At 40.6% G+C, this 22164-nt stretch carries 21 protein-coding genes; 7 read left to right on the top strand and 14 right to left on the bottom strand.

Going from position 1 to position 22164, the window contains the following annotated elements:
• Positions 1 to 50: 50 nt before the first annotated feature.
• Positions 51 to 548, top strand: coding sequence for a peroxiredoxin family protein (locus A374_RS02640; protein ID WP_040340278.1), 498 nt, complete (start codon positions 51 to 53; stop codon positions 546 to 548).
• Positions 549 to 1045: 497 nt separating this feature from the next.
• Here A374_RS02640 and trpE read toward each other — a convergent pair whose 3' ends face one another.
• The 3 genes from trpE to A374_RS02625 form a co-directional block, all read right to left on the bottom strand.
• Positions 1046 to 2554, bottom strand: a complete 1509-nt coding sequence (trpE, locus tag A374_RS02635; RefSeq protein WP_007200628.1) for an anthranilate synthase component I — start codon at positions 2552 to 2554, stop codon at positions 1046 to 1048.
• 149 nt (positions 2555 to 2703) lie between these two features.
• Entirely contained in the window at positions 2704 to 3207 is a 504-nt protein-coding gene (locus A374_RS02630) for a GNAT family N-acetyltransferase (RefSeq protein WP_007200627.1), read from the bottom strand.
• A gap of 298 nt (positions 3208 to 3505) precedes the next feature.
• The gene (locus A374_RS02625) at positions 3506 to 4288 is read right to left on the bottom strand and encodes a class I SAM-dependent methyltransferase (protein WP_007200626.1); all 783 of its coding nucleotides are present in this window, start codon (positions 4286 to 4288) and stop codon (positions 3506 to 3508) included.
• A gap of 199 nt (positions 4289 to 4487) precedes the next feature.
• On the opposite strand from A374_RS02625, the gene A374_RS02620 reads away from it, so the two are divergent.
• A complete protein-coding gene (locus tag A374_RS02620; protein WP_007200625.1) occupies positions 4488 to 5705 on the top strand; it encodes a cytochrome P450 in 1218 nt (405 codons plus the stop codon).
• 45 nt (positions 5706 to 5750) lie between these two features.
• Here A374_RS02620 and A374_RS02615 read toward each other — a convergent pair whose 3' ends face one another.
• Positions 5751 to 6356, bottom strand: a complete 606-nt coding sequence (locus A374_RS02615; RefSeq protein WP_007200624.1) for a VOC family protein — start codon at positions 6354 to 6356, stop codon at positions 5751 to 5753.
• Positions 6357 to 6470: 114 nt separating this feature from the next.
• Here A374_RS02615 and A374_RS02610 point away from each other — a divergent pair, with 114 nt between their 5' ends.
• Together A374_RS02610 and A374_RS02605 are read left to right on the top strand one after the other, a co-directional pair.
• Positions 6471 to 7106, top strand: a complete 636-nt coding sequence (locus A374_RS02610; protein WP_007200623.1) for a LysE family translocator — start codon at positions 6471 to 6473, stop codon at positions 7104 to 7106.
• A gap of 95 nt (positions 7107 to 7201) precedes the next feature.
• Positions 7202 to 7765 carry a GNAT family N-acetyltransferase gene (locus tag A374_RS02605; protein ID WP_007200622.1) on the top strand — a complete coding sequence of 188 codons (564 nt, stop codon included), beginning with the start codon at positions 7202 to 7204 and terminating at the stop codon, positions 7763 to 7765.
• 532 nt (positions 7766 to 8297) lie between these two features.
• Here the strand turns inward: A374_RS02605 and A374_RS02600 are convergent.
• The 6 genes from A374_RS02600 to A374_RS02575 form a co-directional block, all read right to left on the bottom strand.
• Entirely contained in the window at positions 8298 to 10718 is a 2421-nt protein-coding gene (locus A374_RS02600; RefSeq protein WP_007200621.1) for a heavy metal translocating P-type ATPase, read from the bottom strand.
• Between the two features lie 73 nt (positions 10719 to 10791).
• Positions 10792 to 11001, bottom strand: coding sequence for a copper chaperone CopZ (gene copZ, locus A374_RS02595; RefSeq protein WP_007200620.1), 210 nt, complete (start codon positions 10999 to 11001; stop codon positions 10792 to 10794).
• A 17-nt stretch (positions 11002 to 11018) separates the two neighbouring features.
• Positions 11019 to 11339: a metal-sensitive transcriptional regulator gene (locus A374_RS02590; RefSeq protein ID WP_007200619.1), complete on the bottom strand. Its 321-nt coding sequence runs from the start codon at positions 11337 to 11339 to the stop codon at positions 11019 to 11021.
• 120 nt (positions 11340 to 11459) lie between these two features.
• Positions 11460 to 12614 carry an acyl-CoA dehydrogenase family protein gene (locus A374_RS02585; RefSeq protein ID WP_007200618.1) on the bottom strand — a complete coding sequence of 385 codons (1155 nt, stop codon included), beginning with the start codon at positions 12612 to 12614 and terminating at the stop codon, positions 11460 to 11462.
• 135 nt (positions 12615 to 12749) lie between these two features.
• Positions 12750 to 14030 (bottom strand): ArsB/NhaD family transporter, encoded by a 1281-nt coding sequence (locus tag A374_RS02580; protein WP_007200617.1) that lies wholly within the window; start codon positions 14028 to 14030, stop codon positions 12750 to 12752.
• A gap of 85 nt (positions 14031 to 14115) precedes the next feature.
• Positions 14116 to 15291, bottom strand: coding sequence for a NupC/NupG family nucleoside CNT transporter (locus A374_RS02575; RefSeq protein WP_007200616.1), 1176 nt, complete (start codon positions 15289 to 15291; stop codon positions 14116 to 14118).
• Positions 15292 to 15709: 418 nt separating this feature from the next.
• Between A374_RS02575 and A374_RS21245 the strand changes: the two genes are divergently transcribed.
• The 3 genes from A374_RS21245 (at position 15710) to A374_RS02570 (ending at position 17124) form a co-directional block, all read left to right on the top strand.
• Complete coding sequence (locus tag A374_RS21245) at positions 15710 to 15841, top strand: hypothetical protein (RefSeq protein ID WP_274517042.1); 132 nt, start codon at positions 15710 to 15712, stop codon at positions 15839 to 15841.
• A 182-nt stretch (positions 15842 to 16023) separates the two neighbouring features.
• The gene (locus A374_RS21240) at positions 16024 to 16146 is read left to right on the top strand and encodes a hypothetical protein (protein WP_274517041.1); all 123 of its coding nucleotides are present in this window, start codon (positions 16024 to 16026) and stop codon (positions 16144 to 16146) included.
• A gap of 732 nt (positions 16147 to 16878) precedes the next feature.
• On the top strand, positions 16879 to 17124 hold the full coding sequence (locus A374_RS02570) for a hypothetical protein (RefSeq protein ID WP_007200615.1): 246 nt from the start codon (positions 16879 to 16881) through the stop codon (positions 17122 to 17124).
• Between the two features lie 50 nt (positions 17125 to 17174).
• On the opposite strand, the gene A374_RS02565 is transcribed toward A374_RS02570, so the two are convergent.
• Genes A374_RS02565 through A374_RS02550 form a run of 4 tightly spaced genes read right to left on the bottom strand, consistent with a single transcriptional unit; the run spans position 17175 to position 22102 of the window.
• The gene (locus A374_RS02565) at positions 17175 to 18386 is read right to left on the bottom strand and encodes a right-handed parallel beta-helix repeat-containing protein (protein WP_007200614.1); all 1212 of its coding nucleotides are present in this window, start codon (positions 18384 to 18386) and stop codon (positions 17175 to 17177) included.
• Positions 18387 to 18416: 30 nt separating this feature from the next.
• The gene (locus A374_RS02560; protein ID WP_007200613.1) at positions 18417 to 19556 is read right to left on the bottom strand and encodes a Ger(x)C family spore germination protein; all 1140 of its coding nucleotides are present in this window, start codon (positions 19554 to 19556) and stop codon (positions 18417 to 18419) included.
• On the bottom strand, positions 19543 to 20655 hold the full coding sequence (locus A374_RS02555; RefSeq protein WP_007200612.1) for a GerAB/ArcD/ProY family transporter: 1113 nt from the start codon (positions 20653 to 20655) through the stop codon (positions 19543 to 19545). The genes A374_RS02560 and A374_RS02555 overlap by 14 nt, the downstream gene beginning before the upstream one ends.
• Positions 20633 to 22102 (bottom strand): spore germination protein, encoded by a 1470-nt coding sequence (locus A374_RS02550; RefSeq protein WP_007200611.1) that lies wholly within the window; start codon positions 22100 to 22102, stop codon positions 20633 to 20635. Before A374_RS02550 ends, A374_RS02555 begins: the two co-directional genes overlap by 23 nt.
• Positions 22103 to 22164: the final 62 nt, after the last annotated feature.

Here is a 22164-nt window from a genome sequence, read left to right as displayed (position 1 = left end):
ATGAAAGCGAGGTGAAGCTGTTACTATACAAAGTAGTAGCAGCAATGCATATGACACAATTACAACTTGGAGATCAAGCTCCTAACTTTACAGCACAAACGAGTGACAATAAACCCTTTCATCTACATGATCATTTAAAGGATGATAACCGTTTCCATCTACTCGTCTTTTTCCGTGGTGAATGGTGCCCGGTTTGTAACGAGCAGCTTCAAGACTTGCAAGAAAATTTGCACGTATTCAAAGAGTTAAATACACATGTGATGGCGATTTCTACAGATCAACCAGAAAATCTTCAAAAGCTGAAAGAAAATCATCACATTAGTTTCCCAGTATTACATGATGAAAAAGAAGAAGCACTAAAAGCTTTCGGTGTTTATACACATGAAGATACATTATATGAAGATCACGGTCATCATGGTGAACCAGGCGTTTTCCTCATTGACCCTGAGAAGCGTATCCTTCATATTTCCGTACAAACTGGTCCTTTCGGTCGACCTTCTGCCGAAGACTTACGCAAAACGATTAAATATATTCAAAAAACATTATAAGAAATAAAAGAGGATAGGACATAAACAGCCTTAGCACATAAAAAATGGCTTCATCATCCGTTTCGGTGATGAAGCCATTTTTTTATGTCGCTCGTTCGTTTGATTTTAGATTGTCTTGCTGTATATAAGTAGCCATCGAATGCACCAAAAATGGCGTAGAGAGCACTTTGTAAACGCGCGCGGGCCGTCCATACGCGCGCAGACCAAGTCCGTTCGCGCGCAGGAACCCCCGATTCGCGCGCAGACCAGGTCCGTTCGCGCGCAGGAGCCTTCGATTCGCGCGCAGACTAGGTAAATTGCTTCCTACAACGTAGGTAAGGGATGAAAAATAGCAAAAATGAAGAGATGATCTCGTAAATGCGCTCAAAAATGAGAAGAAATAACGTAAAAGCTCTTCAATGATGGCGAAAAGAGTAAAGTTCCGATTCGCGCACAATCAAGTCTATTCCTCGCGTGCGCCACGAGACAGAGGAAGTGTTGTGTCTCAGTCTCTTCTTTTATAGTGATACTTGCATAGCTTCTGCCGTCTGAATGGCTTTTAAAAGGGCTTTTGCCTTATTGAACGTTTCTTCGTACTCACTTTGCGCTACAGAGTCGGCTACAATCCCTGCACCTGCTTGAATATAAGCTTTTCCATGTTTAAATAAAATGGTCCGAATCGTAATACAAGAATCCATATTTCCGGAAAAAGATAAGTAACCAATTGCGCCACCGTATGGCCCTCGTGCTTCTTTTTCTAGTTCCGCAATAATTTGCATAGCTCGTACTTTTGGAGCTCCTGATAACGTCCCAGCAGGCATGCATGAGACGAGCGCGTCAAAGAAATCTTGGTCACTACGCAATGTTCCTACTACATCGGAGACGATGTGCATCACATGTGAATATTTTTCAATTTTCATAAAGCTAGCCACATCAACACTTCCGTATGCTGAGACACGACCGATGTCATTTCGTCCTAAATCAACTAACATCAAATGCTCTGCCACTTCTTTTTGGTCTGCTAGTAACTCTTGTGCTAGCTGCTCATCTTCTAACGGTGTCATACCACGTGGTCGCGTTCCGGCTATCGGACGCGTTCGCACTTCATCTCCATCTACTTTAACGAGCAATTCAGGTGACGAACCAACGATGACTTCATCTGGCATTTTCAACACGTACATATAGGCCGATGGATTTAACACCCGTAGCACTCGATAAACGTCTAACGGATCTGCTGTCACGTCCATTTCAAAGCATTGCGATAAAACAACTTGAAAGATATCACCCGCAGCAATATAGTCTTTCGCTTTGTGAACCATGTCAAAAAATTCTTCTTTGCTCATGTTGGAGCGTATATTCTCTAACTGAACCTCTTGTGGGATCATGGGTTGTAAATCGCTTGGATAATGGTTCATTTTTGCTGAATTGATGTGATCCATCGTTTCGTTGATCACCTGCCGAGCCGCTTCATAAGCGGATTCAATCTCTTGATCGCTAGCACCTTCTGGTATATGAACATTGCTTACGAATTGAATAGAATGCTTAAAATGATCAAACACAATCAATTCATCCACAAATAAAAACTTCAATTCATCTGTATTTTTTTGATTGGTTGCATGTGGTGGAATCTGTTGAAAATATTGTAGGATATCGTAACCAAAATAACCGACAGCACCACCTGTAAATGGAGGTAAATCTTCTTGTTGGGGACTTTTATAAGCGTTAAGGAGCGTTTTTAAAACATCAATTGGGTGACCTTGGTGCACCTCTTGTTTCTGATTACGTAGGACGGAAGTCGTTCCTTCTTTACAGGAAACGATCATAAATGGATTTTTTCCAATGTAGGAATAGCGAGCCCATTGTTGACCACCCTCCACACTTTCTAGTAAAAACGAATATGCTTCGTCATGATATGTTTTGTATAATTCAATGACGGTATGAACATCACCCATCACTTCCATGCTAACTGGAATTAAGTTATACTCCTTCGCTAGCATCTTCACTTCTTCTAAGCTAGGTTTCATCATTCTAAACTCATCCCTTCAAATTAAGAGACGAAATTAGCTTTGCTAATCTCTGCTCTTCTCTGCTCTTTGTATTACGCTCTACTCTCTACTCAGCTCTTAACCTCATGCTTACAATTTAAGTTTCAATATAACGAACCGTCGGAAAACTGTCAACTATTCCTCCCTACTTTTAGTACGTATCCTTCCGCTTTTAATGATTGCTCTCCAATCGTTAACCATCGTTCATATTCTTTGACCGCACCTAGCTTTTCATAAGCACGTTTTGAAGGATTATCTTGCAAAACCCAAATTAACATGACAGCATACACGTGCTGTAAATCTTGAATCAGATGGTTCATTAATAAAGACCCTATTCCACGTTTTTGATAGTGTGGCAAAATGTAGATGGCATACAATTCTCCCTCATCGATTGTTTGTGGTGAGCGACTCCTACCTCCAGAAATAAAGCCAATAATGCGCTCGTTATCAACAGCAACGTACACAATATCATTCTGTTCTACTAAGAGTTTCTTCCACTTTTTTTCTCGTTTCACAATCGACATTTCTTGCAAATACGCATCAGCTACAATGCCTTGATACGTATCTTGCCACGTTAATACTTGCACAGCTGCAATGCCTGCAGCATCTTTTTCTGTAGCACGGCGAATGTCCACTCCATCTCACTCCTTATTATTTCCCCGGAAATTGTCGAATGTCCGCTTTCTCAGTCATCCACACCGTCCGAACCCTGATCTTGGCATTCTGTTTCACCTATTATATTTGAAATTCCACTATCCCCTCTTTAGCCACTCACTTGCCGCTTCTATCATGTCTTGAGAAAAATCAATTCCGGTAACGTGTTTAGCACCACCCGATATCAAGTGCACGAAAAGGAGCAGCTGTCACCCAATGTCGCATCATCGTCTCATGTTTGATAAGATGTTTGATAACGCTTGTCATGAAAGTTTAAAGTCATCGTCTCAAATCCTTTCTTGCTTGCAGGAATAGTGTGTTCACTGTAAATCGAGTGATTTGCTGATTCTGCTCTTGCACGTCAAATGCTCGCTTCCATGTCTTAGGCGCTTCTTTCATTTTCACCATGATCGCATCCATTGCATCGGTTTCTAATCCCATTCGTTCACACCAGCTTCGGAAATTTAGGTGCTTCGCAAACACGAACGACGTTTCCACACACAGCCCTGCTTGCTTCGTCATTTCATGCCACTCAGAAACAGGCCATGCTCGGTAATGACTGAAATCACGCATCTTTTCAATTTCGTTATACAGCGTAGCATCTTCCATCCGCTCTGGCGCTATATTATCAATGAGAAGCAGCTGTCCCCCGGGACGAAGCACACGATGAGCTTCATGTAAAAAAGCGTTTACATTCGGAAAATGATGCGCAGCAATGCGGCAAGTAACGATATCAAACGTCTCATCGGCAAATGGCAAGTGTTCAGCATCTCCAAGTACAAACTCAACATTCGTACATCCACTTGTGTCGCATACAAAGTGTTGCGCAGCTTGTAGCATTTTCTTCGTTAAATCTAATGCAATCACTTTTTTTACTTTTGGAGAAAATGCCTTTGCCACATGGCCTCCTCCCGTCGCCACATCAAGTACCGTTTGTGAGGCTTGCGGCCGTGCAATGTTTACCATTTGCGCAAGATCTTGACCATTTGCATGAACCGTGCTCGTTACGTAGTGATCAGCTTGTTGTCCAAATTGCTTTTTCACATCTTTTTTATGATTCATTTTCCCACCTCCATGCTCTATATGCCTATCATATGCAAAAATAAATAATGTGAAAAATAGGAATTTCCCTCTATTGTTCATAAGTAAAACTAATACTTAAGCATGTTTTCCTTGAAAAAAATAGGCTAATCTTTGTTATTTCCACTATCTAGTATTATGCTTTGGATGTATCACCAAAATTTGGAGGGAGGCTATTTCTGTGAGTACTACGAAACGTCGGCCAACGATGCGCCAAGTATCTGCTCTTTTAACAAAAGAAGATCGCTATGAACCTTTTAAATGGTATGAAAAAATGAGGAAAGAGTCACCAATCCGCTGGGATTCTGAACGCGAAGCATGGGATGTTTTTGATTATGCAACGTCAAAAATGGTCCTTGAAAATAAAGACTTGTTTTCATCCGACCGTTCGCAAAAAAAAGCGGACAGTGAAAAAACACCGCTTGAACGTAGCCTGATTGGCATTGATCCACCAAAACATACAAGTATGCGCGCCCTCGTAAATCGTGCCTTTACACCTAAAGTAATGAAACATTGGAAACCACGCATTGCTCGCATTGCCACTATGTTGCTAGATAAAATTGATCCTAAAAGCGAAGTCGATATCGTTGAACAACTTTCCTATCCTTTACCTGTTATTGTTATTTCAGAAATATTAGGTGTTCCGATTGAAGATCAAGAGAAATTTAAAGAATGGTCTGATTGGGTTGTAGCTGGTCCAAAAGATAACAAGCCAGAAACAATTTCTGCTCTAATGGAACAACAAGAACGTGTAAACAAGGAACTCTTTCACTATTTTAAAGAAATGATTGCCCTCAAACGAGAAACACCTGGCGAAGATATTATTTCTGTGCTCCTCCAAGCAGAAGAGCAAGGTGTAACGTTAACAGAAGATGAACTGATTGGCTTTTGTATTTTACTGCTAATTGCTGGAAACGAGACAACTACAAATTTAATTAGCAATGCCTTTTATTGCTTCACAGAATTTCCTGAGGCGTACGAACGCATTAAGGAGAATCCGCTAGCAACATTACCGCTGACGATTGAAGAAGTGCTGCGCTATCGCTCTCCCGTACAAGCAATGGGGCGCGTTGTAAAAGAGGATATGGATTTACACGGTCACTCGTTAAAAGCCGGTGATTTCATCGTACCTTGGATTGGTTCTGCCAACCGCGATGAACAACAATTCCCGAACAGTCAGCAATTTATCATTGATCGCAAACCAAATCTCCACTTAGCATTCGGTAAAGGCATTCACTTTTGTCTTGGTGCACCGCTAGCTCGCCTAGAAGCAGAAGTTATTCTTGAAGAATGGATCAAACGCTTTCCTTCCTTCAAACGTGCTGCTTCCTTTACACTTGAGCCCATTGAAAGTGCGTTTGTATATGGCTTAAAAGAATTTAAAGTAACCATTCTTTAACGCCAAAAAGTCTCTTTCCTCGTCATTGGAAAGAGACTTCTTTTTTTATTCCGCTTCTTCGCCCTTGAGTTTTACCCCATTAGGATCGTTTTCTTGCACGCTCAATCCTTGAAAATGAACTTCTTTTAAGTGAACACGTTCTCCTTTTGTAATGTTTACTGCTGGTAACTCTCCATTAAAAAGGCGTCTTAATTGTTGTTCTACCTCATCATCATTCACTTCTAGGGTTACTGCCCGAAGAGCGATGTCTGTTTCTTGAACAAGGTCATGCCGTAGTTGAAGCTCTAATTTAAAACGGTACGGTGTATGTATAAACGTACGCCTCTCGCCACGGGCTACTTTCCAACCGAGTACCTCCGCACGATTACATAGTTTATGCAGCTCATCTGCGTTTACGAGAAAACCAATATGATCGAAAAGTGACGCTTTTCCCGCTCCAAACGTAATACGCACCTCGCCATTACCTACTTCTATTATTCGAAACAGTGGGGATTCTTCGCGAAAATCGTTCCAATCGAGAGGCGGATGATACGTAACGATCGTGCCTTTCCCCATGGCGTGGCGGCCAATGACCGTAAAGCCAAGCTTGCGATAAAACTGTTCGGTCTCTTCTACTTTATCCGTCCAGAAATGATAGTGAAATAATTTCAAAGTGTCCACTCCTGCCTGCATCTTTGCTTACTTCTCTATCGTATCGTATTTCTTTTTCGTCTGAAACCTATTTATCGGACATACATATAGGAAAAACAAAAAAGGAAGAATGAGATGACTTCTTTTTTCTTACTAGGACTGGCTCTTGCCGTCTCACCTGGACCGGATTTCTTTTTAATGTCAAAGCACACCCTGACTCTTGGGACACGCTATGGATATATGACCCTGCTTGGGAATCGTACAGGCTTTCTTCTTCATTTAGCACTCTCCATTCTCGGCTTATCCGCACTCATCCGTGAATCGTTTATTTTATTTTTACTAGTATCCCTAGGAGGGGCATGCTACTTACTTCAGCTTGGGTGTCGCAGTCTTTACACGCTCTTTTTTCGCAAACGCTACTATTCTTTTGATGGACAAAGAGAAACACTCTCTTTTAAAACAGCGTATACACGGGGGCTTTGGAGTAACTTACTCAATCCAAAAGTAAGCTTATTTTTCATTAGTATTTTCCCTTCGTTTATGACACCGCTGCAATTAGCAGAAGATCCGTTGCTTTTACCTGCTGTTTTTCTCATCGGAAACTCTATATGGTATGTGACGATTTTGCCTATCCTCGGTCTCGCTGCTTTACGACAGGTAGTTCAACGAATTCAGCACTGGGTAGAATTTAGTTTTGCTTTCGTTTTTATTGGCTATGGCATAAAAATGCTCATCACCAATAGCTTATCCATCTTTCACTTGTTTTTTTAGACCATTAACGGTAGACGCTCCGATGGTGCTTTGCTATCCTAAATACTAGTTAACAGAAATAACCAGTACTACAAAACCGCTAAGGAGGATTCATCGTGAACATCCAGTCAGATGCATTATTATTTCGACACTATCAAGATGAAGATTTTGATTTTCTATATTCCTTGGTAGGGAACCCTGAAATGGTTACATACATTGGGGATGGGCATCCAAGAGACCGCATAGGAGCTAAAAAATTTTTAGACTGGATTTATCAAACCTATAACAGGAGCACTCACTTGGGGCTGATGGTACTCGTTCGAAAAGAAGACGGCGTTTCCGTCGGACATGCCGGAATTGTCCCTCAAATAATTCATGGCGTAGAGGAATTTGAAATAGGTTATTGGATCGCGAAAGAGTATTGGGGTAAAGGCTATGCAACGGAAGCCGCTTTAGCGCTGCGTAATTATGGCGAGATGCATGTTCAAAAACAACGCTTCATTTCGCTCATTCAGCCTGCTAACATCGCTTCGCAAAAAGTGGCTAAAAAAATAGGGATGATTCTAGAAAAAGAACTCACAATCGGCAATAGGCCCGTCTATCTTTTTGCGACGGCGCCTAATGAAACATGCATTTCACAAAAAAAGGACTTGAGACACACTACTGACTCTGTTTTGTGACACTTTAAAGGGCTTGAATCTTGATTGACTCTTTTTTGAATTCTTTGCACATGCTCTGAGGAATGTTTTGTCTTGTTTGCGCGCGGATCGGGTTCTCTTGCGTTAATCACTCTTTTCGCAATTATTAATTTGTTTGCTCGCTATTTCTACTCAATTTTTTGGCGCATTCGAGACCTTAGATCTTGATTTCCTCTCTTTTTTATCCCTTGCACATGCTCTGAGGAATGTTTTGTCTTGTTTGTGCGCGAATCAGGGGCTCCTGCGCGCGAATCACTCTTTTGGCAATTATTAAAGCGTTTCCTCTCTATTCTACTCGAACTTCCGGTGCATTTGAGGACTTAACTTTTCATTGGTCCTCCTTGCACATACTCTTGTTTTTCATGCGTTCGCATGGAAGCGAAAAAATAATCGAGGCGGTGCGTTCACGACTGGAAATTGCAAGCCAATCTACATTAAGATAACAAGCAACAAAAAAAACGGCTTCATCACCAGTAATGATGATGAAGCCGTTTTTTATGCTCCAGCCTCGTTTTTATCGTTTAATCGATACTTTTTGTAGTCGAAGCGCATTTAAGACAACGGACACAGAACTAAAGGCCATAGCAGCACCTGCTAACCATGGTGCGAGGAAGCCAGCTGCTGCAATCGGGATTCCGATGGCGTTATAAGCAAAGGCCCAAAATAAGTTTTGTTTTATATTTGCAATGGTCTTTCTGCTCATAAAGATCGCATCCGCAATACTTCTAAGATCGCCAGAAATAAGGGTAAGATCTGCTGCTTCCATGGCTACGTCGGCACCTGTGCCAATCGCCATTCCAATATGAGCAGCAACTAAGGCAGGTGCATCATTAATGCCATCACCGACCATCGCAACTTTACGTCCTTCTTGTTGTAAACGTTGAACTTCAGCGGCTTTTCCTTCTGGTAGTACTTCGGCAATTACAGTGTCAATGCCCGCTTGTTGAGCGATGGCATGGGCGGTTTTACCATTATCGCCTGTTACCATAATAACTGAGAGACCCATGTCTTTTAAGCGCGCCACCGCTTCTTTACTGTTTTCTTTTATCGTATCAGCAACAGCAATCAGTCCAACAAAAACACCGTCATAGGCAACGAGCATGACTGTTTTACCTGTTTCTTCTAAGTCAACCATTGCAGAAAGCCCTTCTGCGACATCTATGTTGTTATCTTTCATGAGCTTTCTCGTTCCCACCAATAAAGTTGCATTCTCGATGTGAGCACTAATGCCGTATCCTGGAAGTGCTTCGAAAGAAGTTGGCGCTTCGATTGCCAAGGAACGTGCCTTTGCGCCTTCTACGATTGCTTGCGCTAAAGGATGTTCAGATTGGCTTTCAGCAGTTGCTGCAAACTTCAGCAGTTGTTCTTCTGACAGAGAAGAATAAGGAAGAACATCCGTTAACACTGGTTTACCATTCGTTACGGTTCCCGTCTTATCGATCAGCACCGTATCAATTTCATGGGTCCGTTCAAGGTGTTCGCCACCTTTAAAGAGAATGCCGTATTCTGCGGAGCGTCCTGAGCCGGCCATGATGGACGTAGGTGTTGCTAGGCCAAGCGCACACGGACAAGCAATAACTAGAACGGCGATGAGCTTCTCAACAGCACTTGAAACATCGCCCGGCTGCACCCAAAGCAACCATATAAGAAATGTAACAAGTGCGAGCCCTACGACGATTGGAACGAATACACCTGAGATTTGATCTGCCAATCGTTGAATAGGAGCTTTTGATCCTTGTGCTTCTTCTACGACTTTAATAATTTGCGCTAGCGCTGTTTCACGACCTACTTTTGTTGCTTTTATTTTTAAGAAGCCGTTTTTATTAAGCGTTGCGCCGATTACTTCAGCGCCTTCTGCTTTATCAATCGGCACACTTTCACCCGTTAGCATCGATTCATCCACAGCAGAAGTTCCTTGCAGTACGATGCCGTCAACTGGAATTTTCTCACCTGGTTTCACAAGAACAATGTCATTTACAACAACTTCTTCTAACGGAATGCTTTGTTGAACACCTTCCCGTTCAACAAGAGCTGTCTTTGCTTGTAAATTCATTAATTTTTTAATGGCTTCTGAAGAACGTCCTTTTGCTTTCGCTTCAAACCATTTTCCGAGTAAAATGAGCGTAATTAAAATGGCTGACGTTTCAAAATAGAGCGCCGGCATCCCTTCGCCTGCTATCGCTGCTTGAATTGCTAAATATATGCTATAAAAATAAGCAGCTGATGTCCCAAGCGCAACTAATACATCCATATTGGCAGACTTGTTGCGCAACGCTTTATAAGCACCTACATAAAATTGACTACCAATAACAAACTGAATAGGCGTTGCCAGCACGAGCTGCGCCCATGGATTCATAAAAAGTGAGGGCACATAAATAAAAGAGGTGAAGGAAAAATGACTAACCATTGACCAGAGTAATGGCAACGATAAAAGCAAGGAAATGATAAACTTGCGTGATTGCCGTTGCAATGCCTGCTCTCGTTTTTCTGTTGCTTGTTCCTCTGAGCCTTCTTTCTTAGTCATTTCATAGCCAAGATCTTTTACTTTTTGCATCATCTCACGCGGTGTAATGTCTTTTTCATTATACGTAACCGTGGCTGTTTCAAGTGCTAAATTTACGTTGGCTGAAAAAACCCCATTAAGCTTGGAAAGACCTTTTTCAATACGTGTCGCACACGCAGCACAGGTCATACCCGTAACGGCAAACTCTTCTTTATTTAACGCAACACCGTAGCCTAAATCTTCAATTTTTTGTTGAAAAGCTTGTGGTGTCGTTATGGAAGAATCATATGAAATACTTGATTGCTCAAGGGCTAAATTCACATTTGCTTCTGACACACCGTCTACTTTCTTTAAGCCTTTTTCAATGCGTGTCGCACAGGCTGCGCAGGTCATGCCCGTAATCGGTACATTTAATTGACGTTCTTTCCCCATTGAGATCACCCTCCTATACCCCCATGGGGTATATTTTACTGGTAGAAAAACGTGCATTGCTGCACGTTTTGGTTTATGCTACAACATCGTAGCCTTGCTCGTCGATTGTTTCTTTAATTTCATCTAGAGACGTTTTACTTGGATCAAAAGCAATGGCTACTGTCCCACTTTCTAGATGAACCTTCACTGTATCAACACCTGCAAGTTTACCAACGCTACCTTCTACAGCTTTGACACAATGACCACAAGACATTCCCTGTACATTTAAAGTAATATTTTCCATTAGTATCTTCCTTCCTTTTACTTCATTAGTTTTTTTATCGTTGTTAATAACTCATCCACCACTTCTAGCTCACCGTCTTGAATACGTTCTACTAAACAGCTTTTCATATGGCCTTCTAAGATGATTTTCCCAACACCATTTAAAGCGGATTGAACAGCAGCTAATTGCGTAAGCACATCATCGCAATACGTATCGCGTTCAATCATGCCTTTAATTCCTCGAATTTGTCCTTCAATTCGATTAAGGCGTGTGGTTAGACCTGTCTTTGTTACTTCGGAGTGATGACTTTTTCGTTCTGTTGAGCAGTGAGCTTCAACTTTTGGTTCTTTATGATCCATTGCCCAACCTCCTTTGTCATCATAATACCATACCCCCCTAGGGTATGCAAATGATTGATCTTACGTGCTACTTTCTATATTAATTGAAGAAAAGCGAGCAAAATGAGCCGCTTTTCTTTCCTATTCATCTTCATCTAATGCTTTTTTAGCAAATAGCGCAATCACAGCATCATCCATCGGCGGATTATGCAAACCCGCACGAACGTCACGATAATACCGCTGGAGCGGAGACGTTTGGAATAAACCGTGCGCACCTTCAACGCGCATCGCTAAATCAACAATTTTCTGCGCGCTATTCGTCGCAATATATTTAACAGCGGCTAATGCTTCGGTTAGCTCGTGGCGTCGATCGGGTGCTTGTTCCCACCGTTCAATGACACCGTACATAAATTGGCGAGCCTTTAACAATTCAAGGTCCATTAAACCAATTTTATCGCGCACGGCTGGCAAGCTTGCAATCGTCCCTTCTATACTATTAGGAGCATATGATTTTGCAAACGCAACCGCTTCATCTCTTGCAGCGCGCGCAATTCCTAAATAACAGGCTGGAATGTGCAACAGCCAACCTTTAGGTACAGGGTGCTTCGGCTTCGTTACTTCCCCGACAAACGCATCCTCCCTAACGACGACATGATCCAAATGCAGATCATCACTACGCGTTCCTCGCATACCAAGCGTATCCCATCTTTCTTCAATAGATAAGCCAGCCACGTCTTTCGGAATGACAAACGTACCGACTTCCCCTGTCTCTTGGATGGTAGCTGTAATAATGAAATAATCAAGCGCAGGTGCCATGGATGCAAAAGCTTTCACGCCAGAAATAACCCAGTTCCCATCTTTTCGTTCTGCTGTCGTTTCTGGCTTTCCTCCTCGTGTCGGACTGCCAGTAGCACGTTCACTTGATACGCGATTGACAAGAGACCCTTTTGTAACGACGGCTCGGCACAGCTTCTCATACGTCTCTTCACGCCACTCTTTGCTTTCTCGTAAATCCATTAATACGCCAAGATGCCAGCCTACTGAAAGCGCAGTCGAACCATCATAACGGCCCAATTCTTCTTGTAATAAAATAAAATCATGCAAGGTGATTTCTTGACCACCATATGCTTTTGGAACCGTTAAAGCTAAATACCCTTCTTCCCTTAAGTCTTTAAAGTTATCAAAAGGAAACGTTCCTTCTTGATCATGCTTTGGTGCTCGTTTAGCAAATTGTTCACCAAGCTGCGCTAATCTTTTTAACCATTTTTCCTGCCATTGTGTTGTTATAAATTCCATTTCTTCACCACATCTCTTTTTTAACAATGCCTATCTAGTGTATCGTTTTTCTACGCTTTTATCTTACTTCCTGCTTTTCCCGCCATGAAAAAAAGCTAAACAACGCTCACAAGAGCATCGGCTAGCTTTTTTCTTTTATACTAAATAACGTAAATACACATACACACTAGAAATAAGAATGGAAACAATCATGAGCGGAAAGCCAATTTTCATAAATTTCACAAAGGAGATATTATATCCTTCTTTACTAGCAAGCCCTGCAACAACAAGATTGGCTGATGCGCCAATTAACGTACCGTTACCGCCAAGACAAGCGCCAAGTGATAAGCTCCACCATAATGGATCAAGATTCGTAATACCCGCATGACCCATTTCCTTAATCATCGGAATCATGGTAGCAACAAATGGAATGTTATCAACAAAGGCAGAAGCAATTGCACTCATCCATAGAATTAAAAACGTCGCTGCCGTTACATCTCCGCCGGTCCAGTCCACTGCTTTTTGCGCGACGGTGGCAATCAGTCCTGTATCGACAAGGCCACCGACAATCACAAACAAGCCAATAAAGAAAAAGAGCGTTGGCCATTCTACTTTTTCAAGAGCATGTTCTAAATACTTCTCTCCACTTAACAACAGCAGCAGAAAGGCTCCAATTAGTGAAATCGTTGCTGTTTCCACATGAATAAACTGATGAGAGAAAAAGCCTCCAATCGTAAGTGCAAGCACAAGTAAACATTTACGCAAGAGCTTAGCATCAACAATTTCCTTTTTCTCATCAAGCTGCATAAGATGTGCTACTAATTCCGGTTGTGTTTTTAACCCTTTTCGGTAAAACAGCGCTAAAATCGCAATCGTTACGACTAAAATAAGGGCACAAATGAGAGCTAAGTTTTCAATAAACGCTAAAAATGTTAGCTCTTTTACCGCACTCCCAATCATAATATTAGGCGGGTCACCGATCATCGTTGCCGTACCACCAATGTTAGAGGCAAAAATTTCCGTCATTAAAAACGGTATCGGGTTTAAATTCAACTTTCGCGTTACACTAAATGTAACCGGCACAACGAGAAGAACCGTCGTCACATTGTCCAAAAACGCAGAACCAACAGCTGTAATCAAACCGAGCGCAATCAACGTTTTAATAGGCGAGCCTTTCATTTTTTTCGCTGCCCAAATGGCGATAAATTTAAATAACCCCGTTTCAGCTGTAATCGTTACAATGATCATCATCCCAACGAGTAAACCGACCGTATTAAAATCAATATGGTGAATAGCAGATTTTTGGCTAACAATACCGAACATGACCATCAGTGCACCACCGAGCATTGAAACGATGGTTCGATGCACTTTTTCCGAAATGATTAATCCGTATGTAATCAGAAAAATACTTAAGGCAATAATTGCTTGTTGATCCATGCTACAACTCCCTATTCTATTAAGACTCATTCTCTATATAAAGAGCTGTTTACTAAGATAAAAGTAAACAGCTCTTTTCCGATTATTATAACATTAAACCAGCGATTGATGCGGATAAAAGACTAACGAGTGTTGCGCCATAAAGCAATTTAATCCCAAACTTTGCGACTTCATTTCCCTTAGCTTCATGAAGACCTTTTACCGCCCCGGAAATAATACCAATCGAGGAGAAGTTCGCAAAAGAAACGAGAAACACCGATATAATACCAATACTACGTTGTGATAAATCCTTCATCTTGCCAAGATCGAGCATCGCTACAAATTCATTTGATACGAGCTTCGTAGCCATAATCGTCCCTGCCCGAACGGATTCAGCAAGTGGCACACCTGTTATAAAGGCAAACGGAGCAAACACATAGCCAAGCATTCGTTGAAAACTAATACCAAAAACGATGTCAAATACATCATTGATACCCGCAATAAGCGCAACAAAACCAATTAACATAGCGCCAACAATGACAGCGACTTTAAAGCCGTCAAGAATGTACTCTCCTAGCATTTCAAAAAAGGTTTGCCGCTCTTCTTGAACTTCAATAATGTCTTCTTCTTTTGACACTTCGTAAGGGTTAATAATATTCGCAATAATAAAGCCCCCAAGCAAGTTAAGAATGAGTGCTGTAACGACATATTTCGGAGCAATTAAGGTCATATAAGCACCAAGAATGGCGGCAGAAACAGTCGACATAGCCGATGTACATAGCGTATACATGCGATGCTTCGGCAAGTGTCCGAGTAGTTTTTTAACCGAAATAAATACTTCGGACTGCCCAAAAATAGCTGAAGCAACTGCATTATACGATTCTAAGCGCCCTAGTCCATTTACTTTGCTTAACAACCAGCCGAGCCATGAAATAATAATAGGTAAAAGACGAATATGTTGCGCAATCCCAATAAGCACAGAAATAAAAATGATCGGCAACAGCACATTAAAGAAAAATGGCGTCGCTCCTTCATTGACTGTACCCGCAAATACAAAATTAACACCGGCCGCTGCATAGGCCAATAACTTCTGAAACAATTGCGAAACACCGCGAATCACAATAAGACCTGCAGAGGTATTCAGTAATATGTAAGAAAGAATAAACTGCAACACAAGCATAACGATAATCGGACGATATTTAATATGCCGTTTATTGTTACTTACGAGAAAAGCAAGCAGGAAAATAACAAGCAAACTAACGATAAAAACAAGGTACTTCACGGTATCTCAACCTTTCTTTATACACATTACGTTTAATGTTTCTTAAAAGAATACAGCCTATACATGAATGAAACGCTGGCATTCGACATTTTTTTCACAAAGTAGGTTTGAAGACAAAAGGAAACGGCTATTAAAGAAAGGAATTATGAAACAATTCACATAGAATGTCGAAAGCTTTACAGCAATTTTCGCACTTGTGGGATTTTTTTCAAAAGCCGTAGATAAGAGAAAATATCTTGTATACTTGTCTCAAGATCAAATGAGGGGTCGGCCCTACACTAATCATAAAGGAATGAGAAAGCATGACAAAAAAGCTAAAGGAGCTTATTAGTAAACTTCAAAAACAAGGCGTTAAAATTGATCTTTGTTCCAAAAATGCTCTTCTTGCCTTTCAACATGATTTTGGGAGCATAAAGAAATGAAAATATGGATCGGGGAATCTTTCGAAAAAACCATTGATGGCGATCGAATGCTCGTCGTTGATGTGATCCCTACTGCCGAAAAACCATCTGAGAAAAACTACAATAACCTTATCTATAAATGGGTATAACTTCTTGACTAAAGTCCTTTGAGATTTTAGTCTTTTTTTCAAGTTAAAGAGAATTGCTAGGTAAGCATACATTTTACGACTGTTTATACGCTTGACTAGTACCTTTTAACTCTACCAACATATATTACATTATCCAGCGATTCTTCTTCGGAACATCGTTGGAATCTAAAGGGGGAATTTTCATGTCTAGAAAAAAATATCGTAAAAACTATGGTTATTACGGAAGTCACGGTCGTTATGGCGGTAAAGGCCGATACAAATATGGAAGCCATGGCCGTCGTCACGTTGAGCGTCGTGGTGACTAATTCTCTAGAAAGCCAACTCTTTAGCTGAGCTAATTTGAATCCCCAATCATGTACTCTAAAAAGTACATGATTGGTTTTTTTGTGGAGATAGATTTATATAGTAAGAAAAAAACAGATAACGAAGTCCCGTTCATTTGTAATTGCCCTATGCTAGTTGCATTTAAAAACCTATAGAAACGGTTGTTTTCTTCGGCAAAGTGAAACTCTCATCTCTATTGAGTGAGTGCAACGCTTTAAATGTATTCACCCCTTAGTCTAGGGGGGCTGTTAGTAAATTTTTAAAAGACGAGAGCCGTCGGTTATATACTTCTCGCAAAAAAGTAGCGCATTTGTTTAGTACCACTTTTGTTCTAGAATCATATACTAGATTATCTGACGAAGCTTTTTGTATCGTCGTTAGATAATAAAGGGGGAATTCGGAATGTCACGAAAAAAATGTTGTCGTAAAAAGTACGGTTCTTATGGAAGACACGGGTATTATGGTAGTCATGGTCGTTATGGACATGGGTGCTACAAACGTTGTAAAGGCTATAAAAAATAGTATTGAAGAGATCCGTGCATCGCTGCACGGATCTCTTTTTTTCACACAACGCTTCTCCTAGTATTCACTCTTTCATTTTTTAAAAAAATAAACAGTATTTAAAGGCGCAAGTCTAGTACATCTTGTCCTTTTCTACATATGATGTACTATCCAGAACAACTTCTGGTGAAAGTTAAAAGGGGGCCATTTGAATGGGTTTATTTAGAAAAGGTTATGGTTGTGGGTGTCGTCAGGAGTCTAGTTCTTCTAGCTCTTCTAGTTCTTCAAGTTCTTCTTGTGGATGTGGCTGCGGCGGTTACGGCGGTTGCGGTTGTGGACGCGGTTACGGCGGTTGTGGACGCGGTTATGGTGGTTGCGGACGCGGTTGCGGTTGTGGCGGTTGCGGATTTGGTTATGGTACTGGATTTGGATTTGGCGGCGGCGGTTTCTTCGTTTAATCGTAGAAACAAAAACAGAAAGGGACTCCCTAAGCGAGTCCCTTTTTTGTTTAGTGTGTCACATGTACATAAATTTTCTCTGGATGCTCAAATTGATTCCAGTATTTATTAATGCGAATAAAATTCTCAGTGGGTTGTTTTACAACATTCGTTTTTAACGCTTTTTTGTTAGCACTTGATAAATCATTACCTGTTTCTTCATACTGAGATCCTGGTCCACTATTTTTCCATACCATAAATTGAATCGGACGACCAACTTGTTGAAACCGATTATTTTTAAACGTTGGATCCATGGCTCCACTTGCCAAAATACCCCGCTTTCCACTTTCTCCACCTGCTACATTATGAATGGTATTATCGGAGATTTCAGCATGCGACCAGTTCATTACGCGAATAGCGTCTTCGCGCATTTTCTCAATATCATTATGCTTCACAACAATATGATCATGATAACTGCCACCAGAATACTTGTGTGTTCCAATTGAACGATCTAAGTTATAAAATTGATTGTTTTCAATCGTTATATCTTTATTTGCGGTGCAGTCAAATTTACTCCATTCTTGACTCCATCCTTTTGTAGAGCGATCCGGTGTATCAAGGTTAATCGCTTCCTTATTTTTATCTACAGATGCTACTGAATTTAAGAAGCGATTTCCTTTGATGAGCGCTCCTTTTGTTGCATCCATTTCAATAAAATGTCCACTATGCATATTGCGGAATGTAATATTTTCAATCGTTACATTTTGGTTATGCCCAGCAATAATCGCAAACGTTGTATCTGCGTACCCTAAATCAATGGATGCCTTATGCTTACCAAGAATAGCGATGTTCTTTTCTCCATCATACTTTCCATACACACCATGTTTTGCAGCTTTTGAAGGAGCGATGAGTTGGAAAATAGATTTCGAAGCTGGAAAACGGCTTGTTCCTGTTTTAACACCTTTTTTAATCGTCGCACCATCTAAAATAATTTTTACATGAGATGGAATATACACTGTATTAGAAATGGTATACGTTCCAGCCTTTAACGTTAACGTACCTCCACCTGTTTTCTCCAGTTTTTCTAAATAAGAACGCAAAACATAATAGTGCTTTGTATAGTGATTATACGTACTATACTTCTTCATACTTTTATCAATCGGACTTGTGTTCGGTGTAATTGTATACGATGGCTTCGCATTCGCTTTCGCTTCTGCCTGTACCGATGTCGATGCACTAATTAAAAGCAGTGCACAAATAAACTTACTAATAAACGATTTCATCTTCTGCGATCCTCCTATGTTTGTGTGTGACTAGTTAATTATGCCATGTTGGGTAATCGTTACCTTTACTTTTGGTTCAAATGTAATCTTTTTGTAATCTTTGTCCCAGTTTAATTTGATCCATTTGTCATTTTGAAATGCACGAATATGTTTGCCCACACCAAGGATATCAGCATTTGCTTGTTGCAAGTTTGATAATGTTTTTTTAGCTAATTGAGTCATTTCTTTTGATACTTTTTTCTCAATTTTGATGGCGCGTTGATGGCTGTTTAAATGATCACTCGGCAGTTCATTTACTGCAGCATTAATCGAAAGCGTAATCGGAACCGTAATATGATTATTTTTATCGATTTTAATTGACCAATCTCTCTTCAGTTTATTGACCGTAATGGTAACGTAGTCCTCTTCTTTTACTTTTTGTTTATTGGTTATTTTAAATGTAAAGCGTGAATAATGTGCTTTTTCTTTGTTTAAAAGCATTAACATGAGAGATTCTTTTTCATTCAGCGTTCCTGTCATTTTTGTTTTATGAAAGAGAGCGGTTCCAATCACATTCGTGCGATCCTTCGTTTTCATATTTGGTTTAATATACGGCATTACAAAATCAATGCCTGGATCGAACATTGAAGCACAGATTGATTGAACAGTAGTAATTTTAAACAATCCAATTTCACTAGAGCTTCTTAATAACTGAGGATAATACACGCTTAATAACGGCGAATCTTCGGACTTAATCGAAAGCGCATCCTTTGCTGTCCCTTTCACAACCGCTACCATCGCATTGACTGCCCCTTTTGGATCGCGATATATCACATCTAAACTTGCATACATATCTTGACGCGCTAGCTTTTCTCCGAATAGAAAGACGCGATTTTTGGAAGGATCAAAGTTTTGCGATACTTTTTTATCCAGACGGAAGCGGGCATCACGGGTCGTCACGCCGTAAGAAGATGCCATCACGCTTTTAACTTCACCAGAGGAACCCGATGTTTTATTAACAACCGGATATATAACTGTATCTTCTATTTTATTATTCGGTAATACATCAAGACCTGCTACGAGGATAAGTCTTGATTCTTTAATGAGTCGTTGATCCCAACAGCCTGTTAACATACAGAGTGGTAGTAATCCACTCAGAAACAAAACAAGGATTTTTTTATGTATGATCATGAGAAGTATCTCCCTTCTTTTTCCCCATGAATGAGCGAATGACGAGTAGCGTTGGAATGAGAAAGACAAAAATGAGACTAAGACGTGAAATCTCATTTAACATCGTCGCTGCTTCATAAACACCGTGTGGAATCGTAGCAATAAATAGGGTTGGAATGAGTGCTAGTTTTACAAAAGGTGTATGTTCTTTTCTGGGTGTTTTTGCGAGAGCGAGCATGCCTCTAGCGGCGGCTAGTAAATAACCCATATACGTTGTCGCTACAGAAACAATCCAAAATGAAAGAAATACTAAATCAATTCTCTCAAGTACTTCGAAAGAGAACGATTTAATCATATATAAAATAGGTTGTGGCACGAGATCGAATTCTTTTATACCGAAAAAGACGATGCACATAAACGTTAAAAATGTATAAAGAGCGGTGACGGATACGTTTGAAATAGTAGCGGCTTTTAATTTTTCATAAGGCTTGGCTTTTACAAACGGTGCTACGATTAAGTAAACTTCAAATCCTAACATGGAATACATCGCCTTTTCTGACCCTTTTACAATGGGCATAAAGCCCTCTTTCCCCATGGGTAGTACATTTAAATAATCTGCTTCAAAAAAACCATACACGACAAGAACAATGAAAAAAATGAGTAAAACGGAAACAAATACGAAAAAACGTGCTAGGTTTTTAATCGGTCCACGAACCGCATACGCGCCGATACCACCCATAATAATAATGAGCAGCCAACGTGGGGTTAGGGGTAAAATCCACAAACAGATGACTTGTGAAAACATCGATAAAATGGAGGCAGCCATTAATAGAAAAAAGACGATATACAAAAAGATAACAAAGCGACCGATATAGCGCCCAAACAGCTTTTCGACTAGATCAAATAGCGACAACGTCGGATATTTAACGGTTAAGCGATAAAATAAAAACAAATAAAGCTGAATCACACAGCCGGCAACAATGACAGATGCCCAACTATCGCTTTTAGCAATCAGATGGATGTTGTAGGGCATTGATAAAATACCAACCCCGATTTGGGTTTGCAGCAAAAAAAACGTAAATTGGGCAGAGGTAATGCTATCGTCTTTTTTTAGGCGCACGTTTTGCCCATCCTCTCGTTCGTTGTTGTTGATCAGTATCTTTCGGTTGTACATCGCGCGGACGATGATTCATTTTCCATATCGGAAAACGAATAATAGAATCTTTTAATCCTTGTAAATCAATTGGCGCAAAAGGAGAAAAATACGGTGTCCCAAACGATTCTAATTTGCATAAATGCAATAAAATAATCATCATTCCCATTACAATGCCTAGAAAACCTAATAACGAGGCGGCAATCATTAATGGAAAGGTAAGTAGACGAATCGAGGCCCCCATTTCGTAAGTTGGGACCGTAAAAGAAGCAACGGCGGTAATTGCAATCACAATCACCATCACATTTGAAATAAAACCAGCATTAACAACCGCGTCACCAATGACTAAACCGCCAACAATACCAATCGTTTGTCCAATAGGTGTTGGCAAACGCACACCCGCTTCCCGAATTAATTCAATCGTAAAAACCATAATAAAGGCTTCAACAATCGGTGGAAACGGAATACCTTCGAGTGAAGCTTTAATAGGTAAAACAAGTTCGTTAGGAAGAATTTCAAAGTGAAAACCGATAATGGCAATATAAATGGCTGGTAACGTTGTGGCGACTAGAAAACTTAACATGCGCAACAGCCGAAAAAACGAGCCTGATAAAATACGTGAGTTAAAGTCATCTGGTGATTGAAAAAAAGCAATAAATGTGACCGGTAAGATTAAAGAAGTTGCTGTGCCTTCTGATAAAAGGGCAATTCGTCCATCCATAATATGAGCCGCAGCTCGGTCAGGACGCTCCGTTGGTAGAAATTGCGGAAACGGCGAAAATGATTTATTTTCTAGAAACTCCACCATAAATCCCGGACTTACAATCATATCAATTGCTATACTTTCAATTCGGCGCTCTACTTCTTGTAAAATATCTTTATTTACCACACTGTCCATATAAGCTAAGACCACTTTTGTTTTCGTTTTCTTGCCAACAGAAAATTGTTTAAAAACGAGATCTGTATCCTCAATCCGATTACGAATCATCCCAATATTTTGATTCATATTTTCCACAAAACCATCATGAGAGCCACGAACGACCTTTTCATTAAACGGTTCCTCTGGCGCCCGACTAACTTCCGATTCTGCGCTCGCCGCGTAAATGGAGCAATCTCCTTCAATAAGAAGCAAACAATCACCTTTTAACAGACGCGTTGCTGCCTCATTGATGTTTGTATACACACCCACTTTTGCGCTCGTCACCGTTTCTTCAATGGTTGCTTTTTCATTACTGCTTAATGGGGTCAGAATACTTTTTTGAATTTTCACCGTATCGCTGACCGATTCTAAGTACAGAAGCAAACCGCGCTTGCCTTGAAACGTAATGGCTCTCGTTGCAAAATCACTAGGCTGATGAAGATTTTCAAGTAAGCGCTCTTTATTATTTTCGATGTCTGATGATGACTGAACCATTACAATCTCCCTCTTCCTTCGCTCATTCTATGTAACGGTAGGGTAAACGAACGAGGGAAGAA

It is taken from the genome of Fictibacillus macauensis ZFHKF-1 (assembly GCF_000269865.1).
Lineage (GTDB): Bacteria > Bacillota > Bacilli > Bacillales > Fictibacillaceae > Fictibacillus_C > Fictibacillus_C macauensis.
Note: the sequence above shows the minus strand (reverse complement) of the source record. Positions and strands in the feature narration are given on the sequence as shown.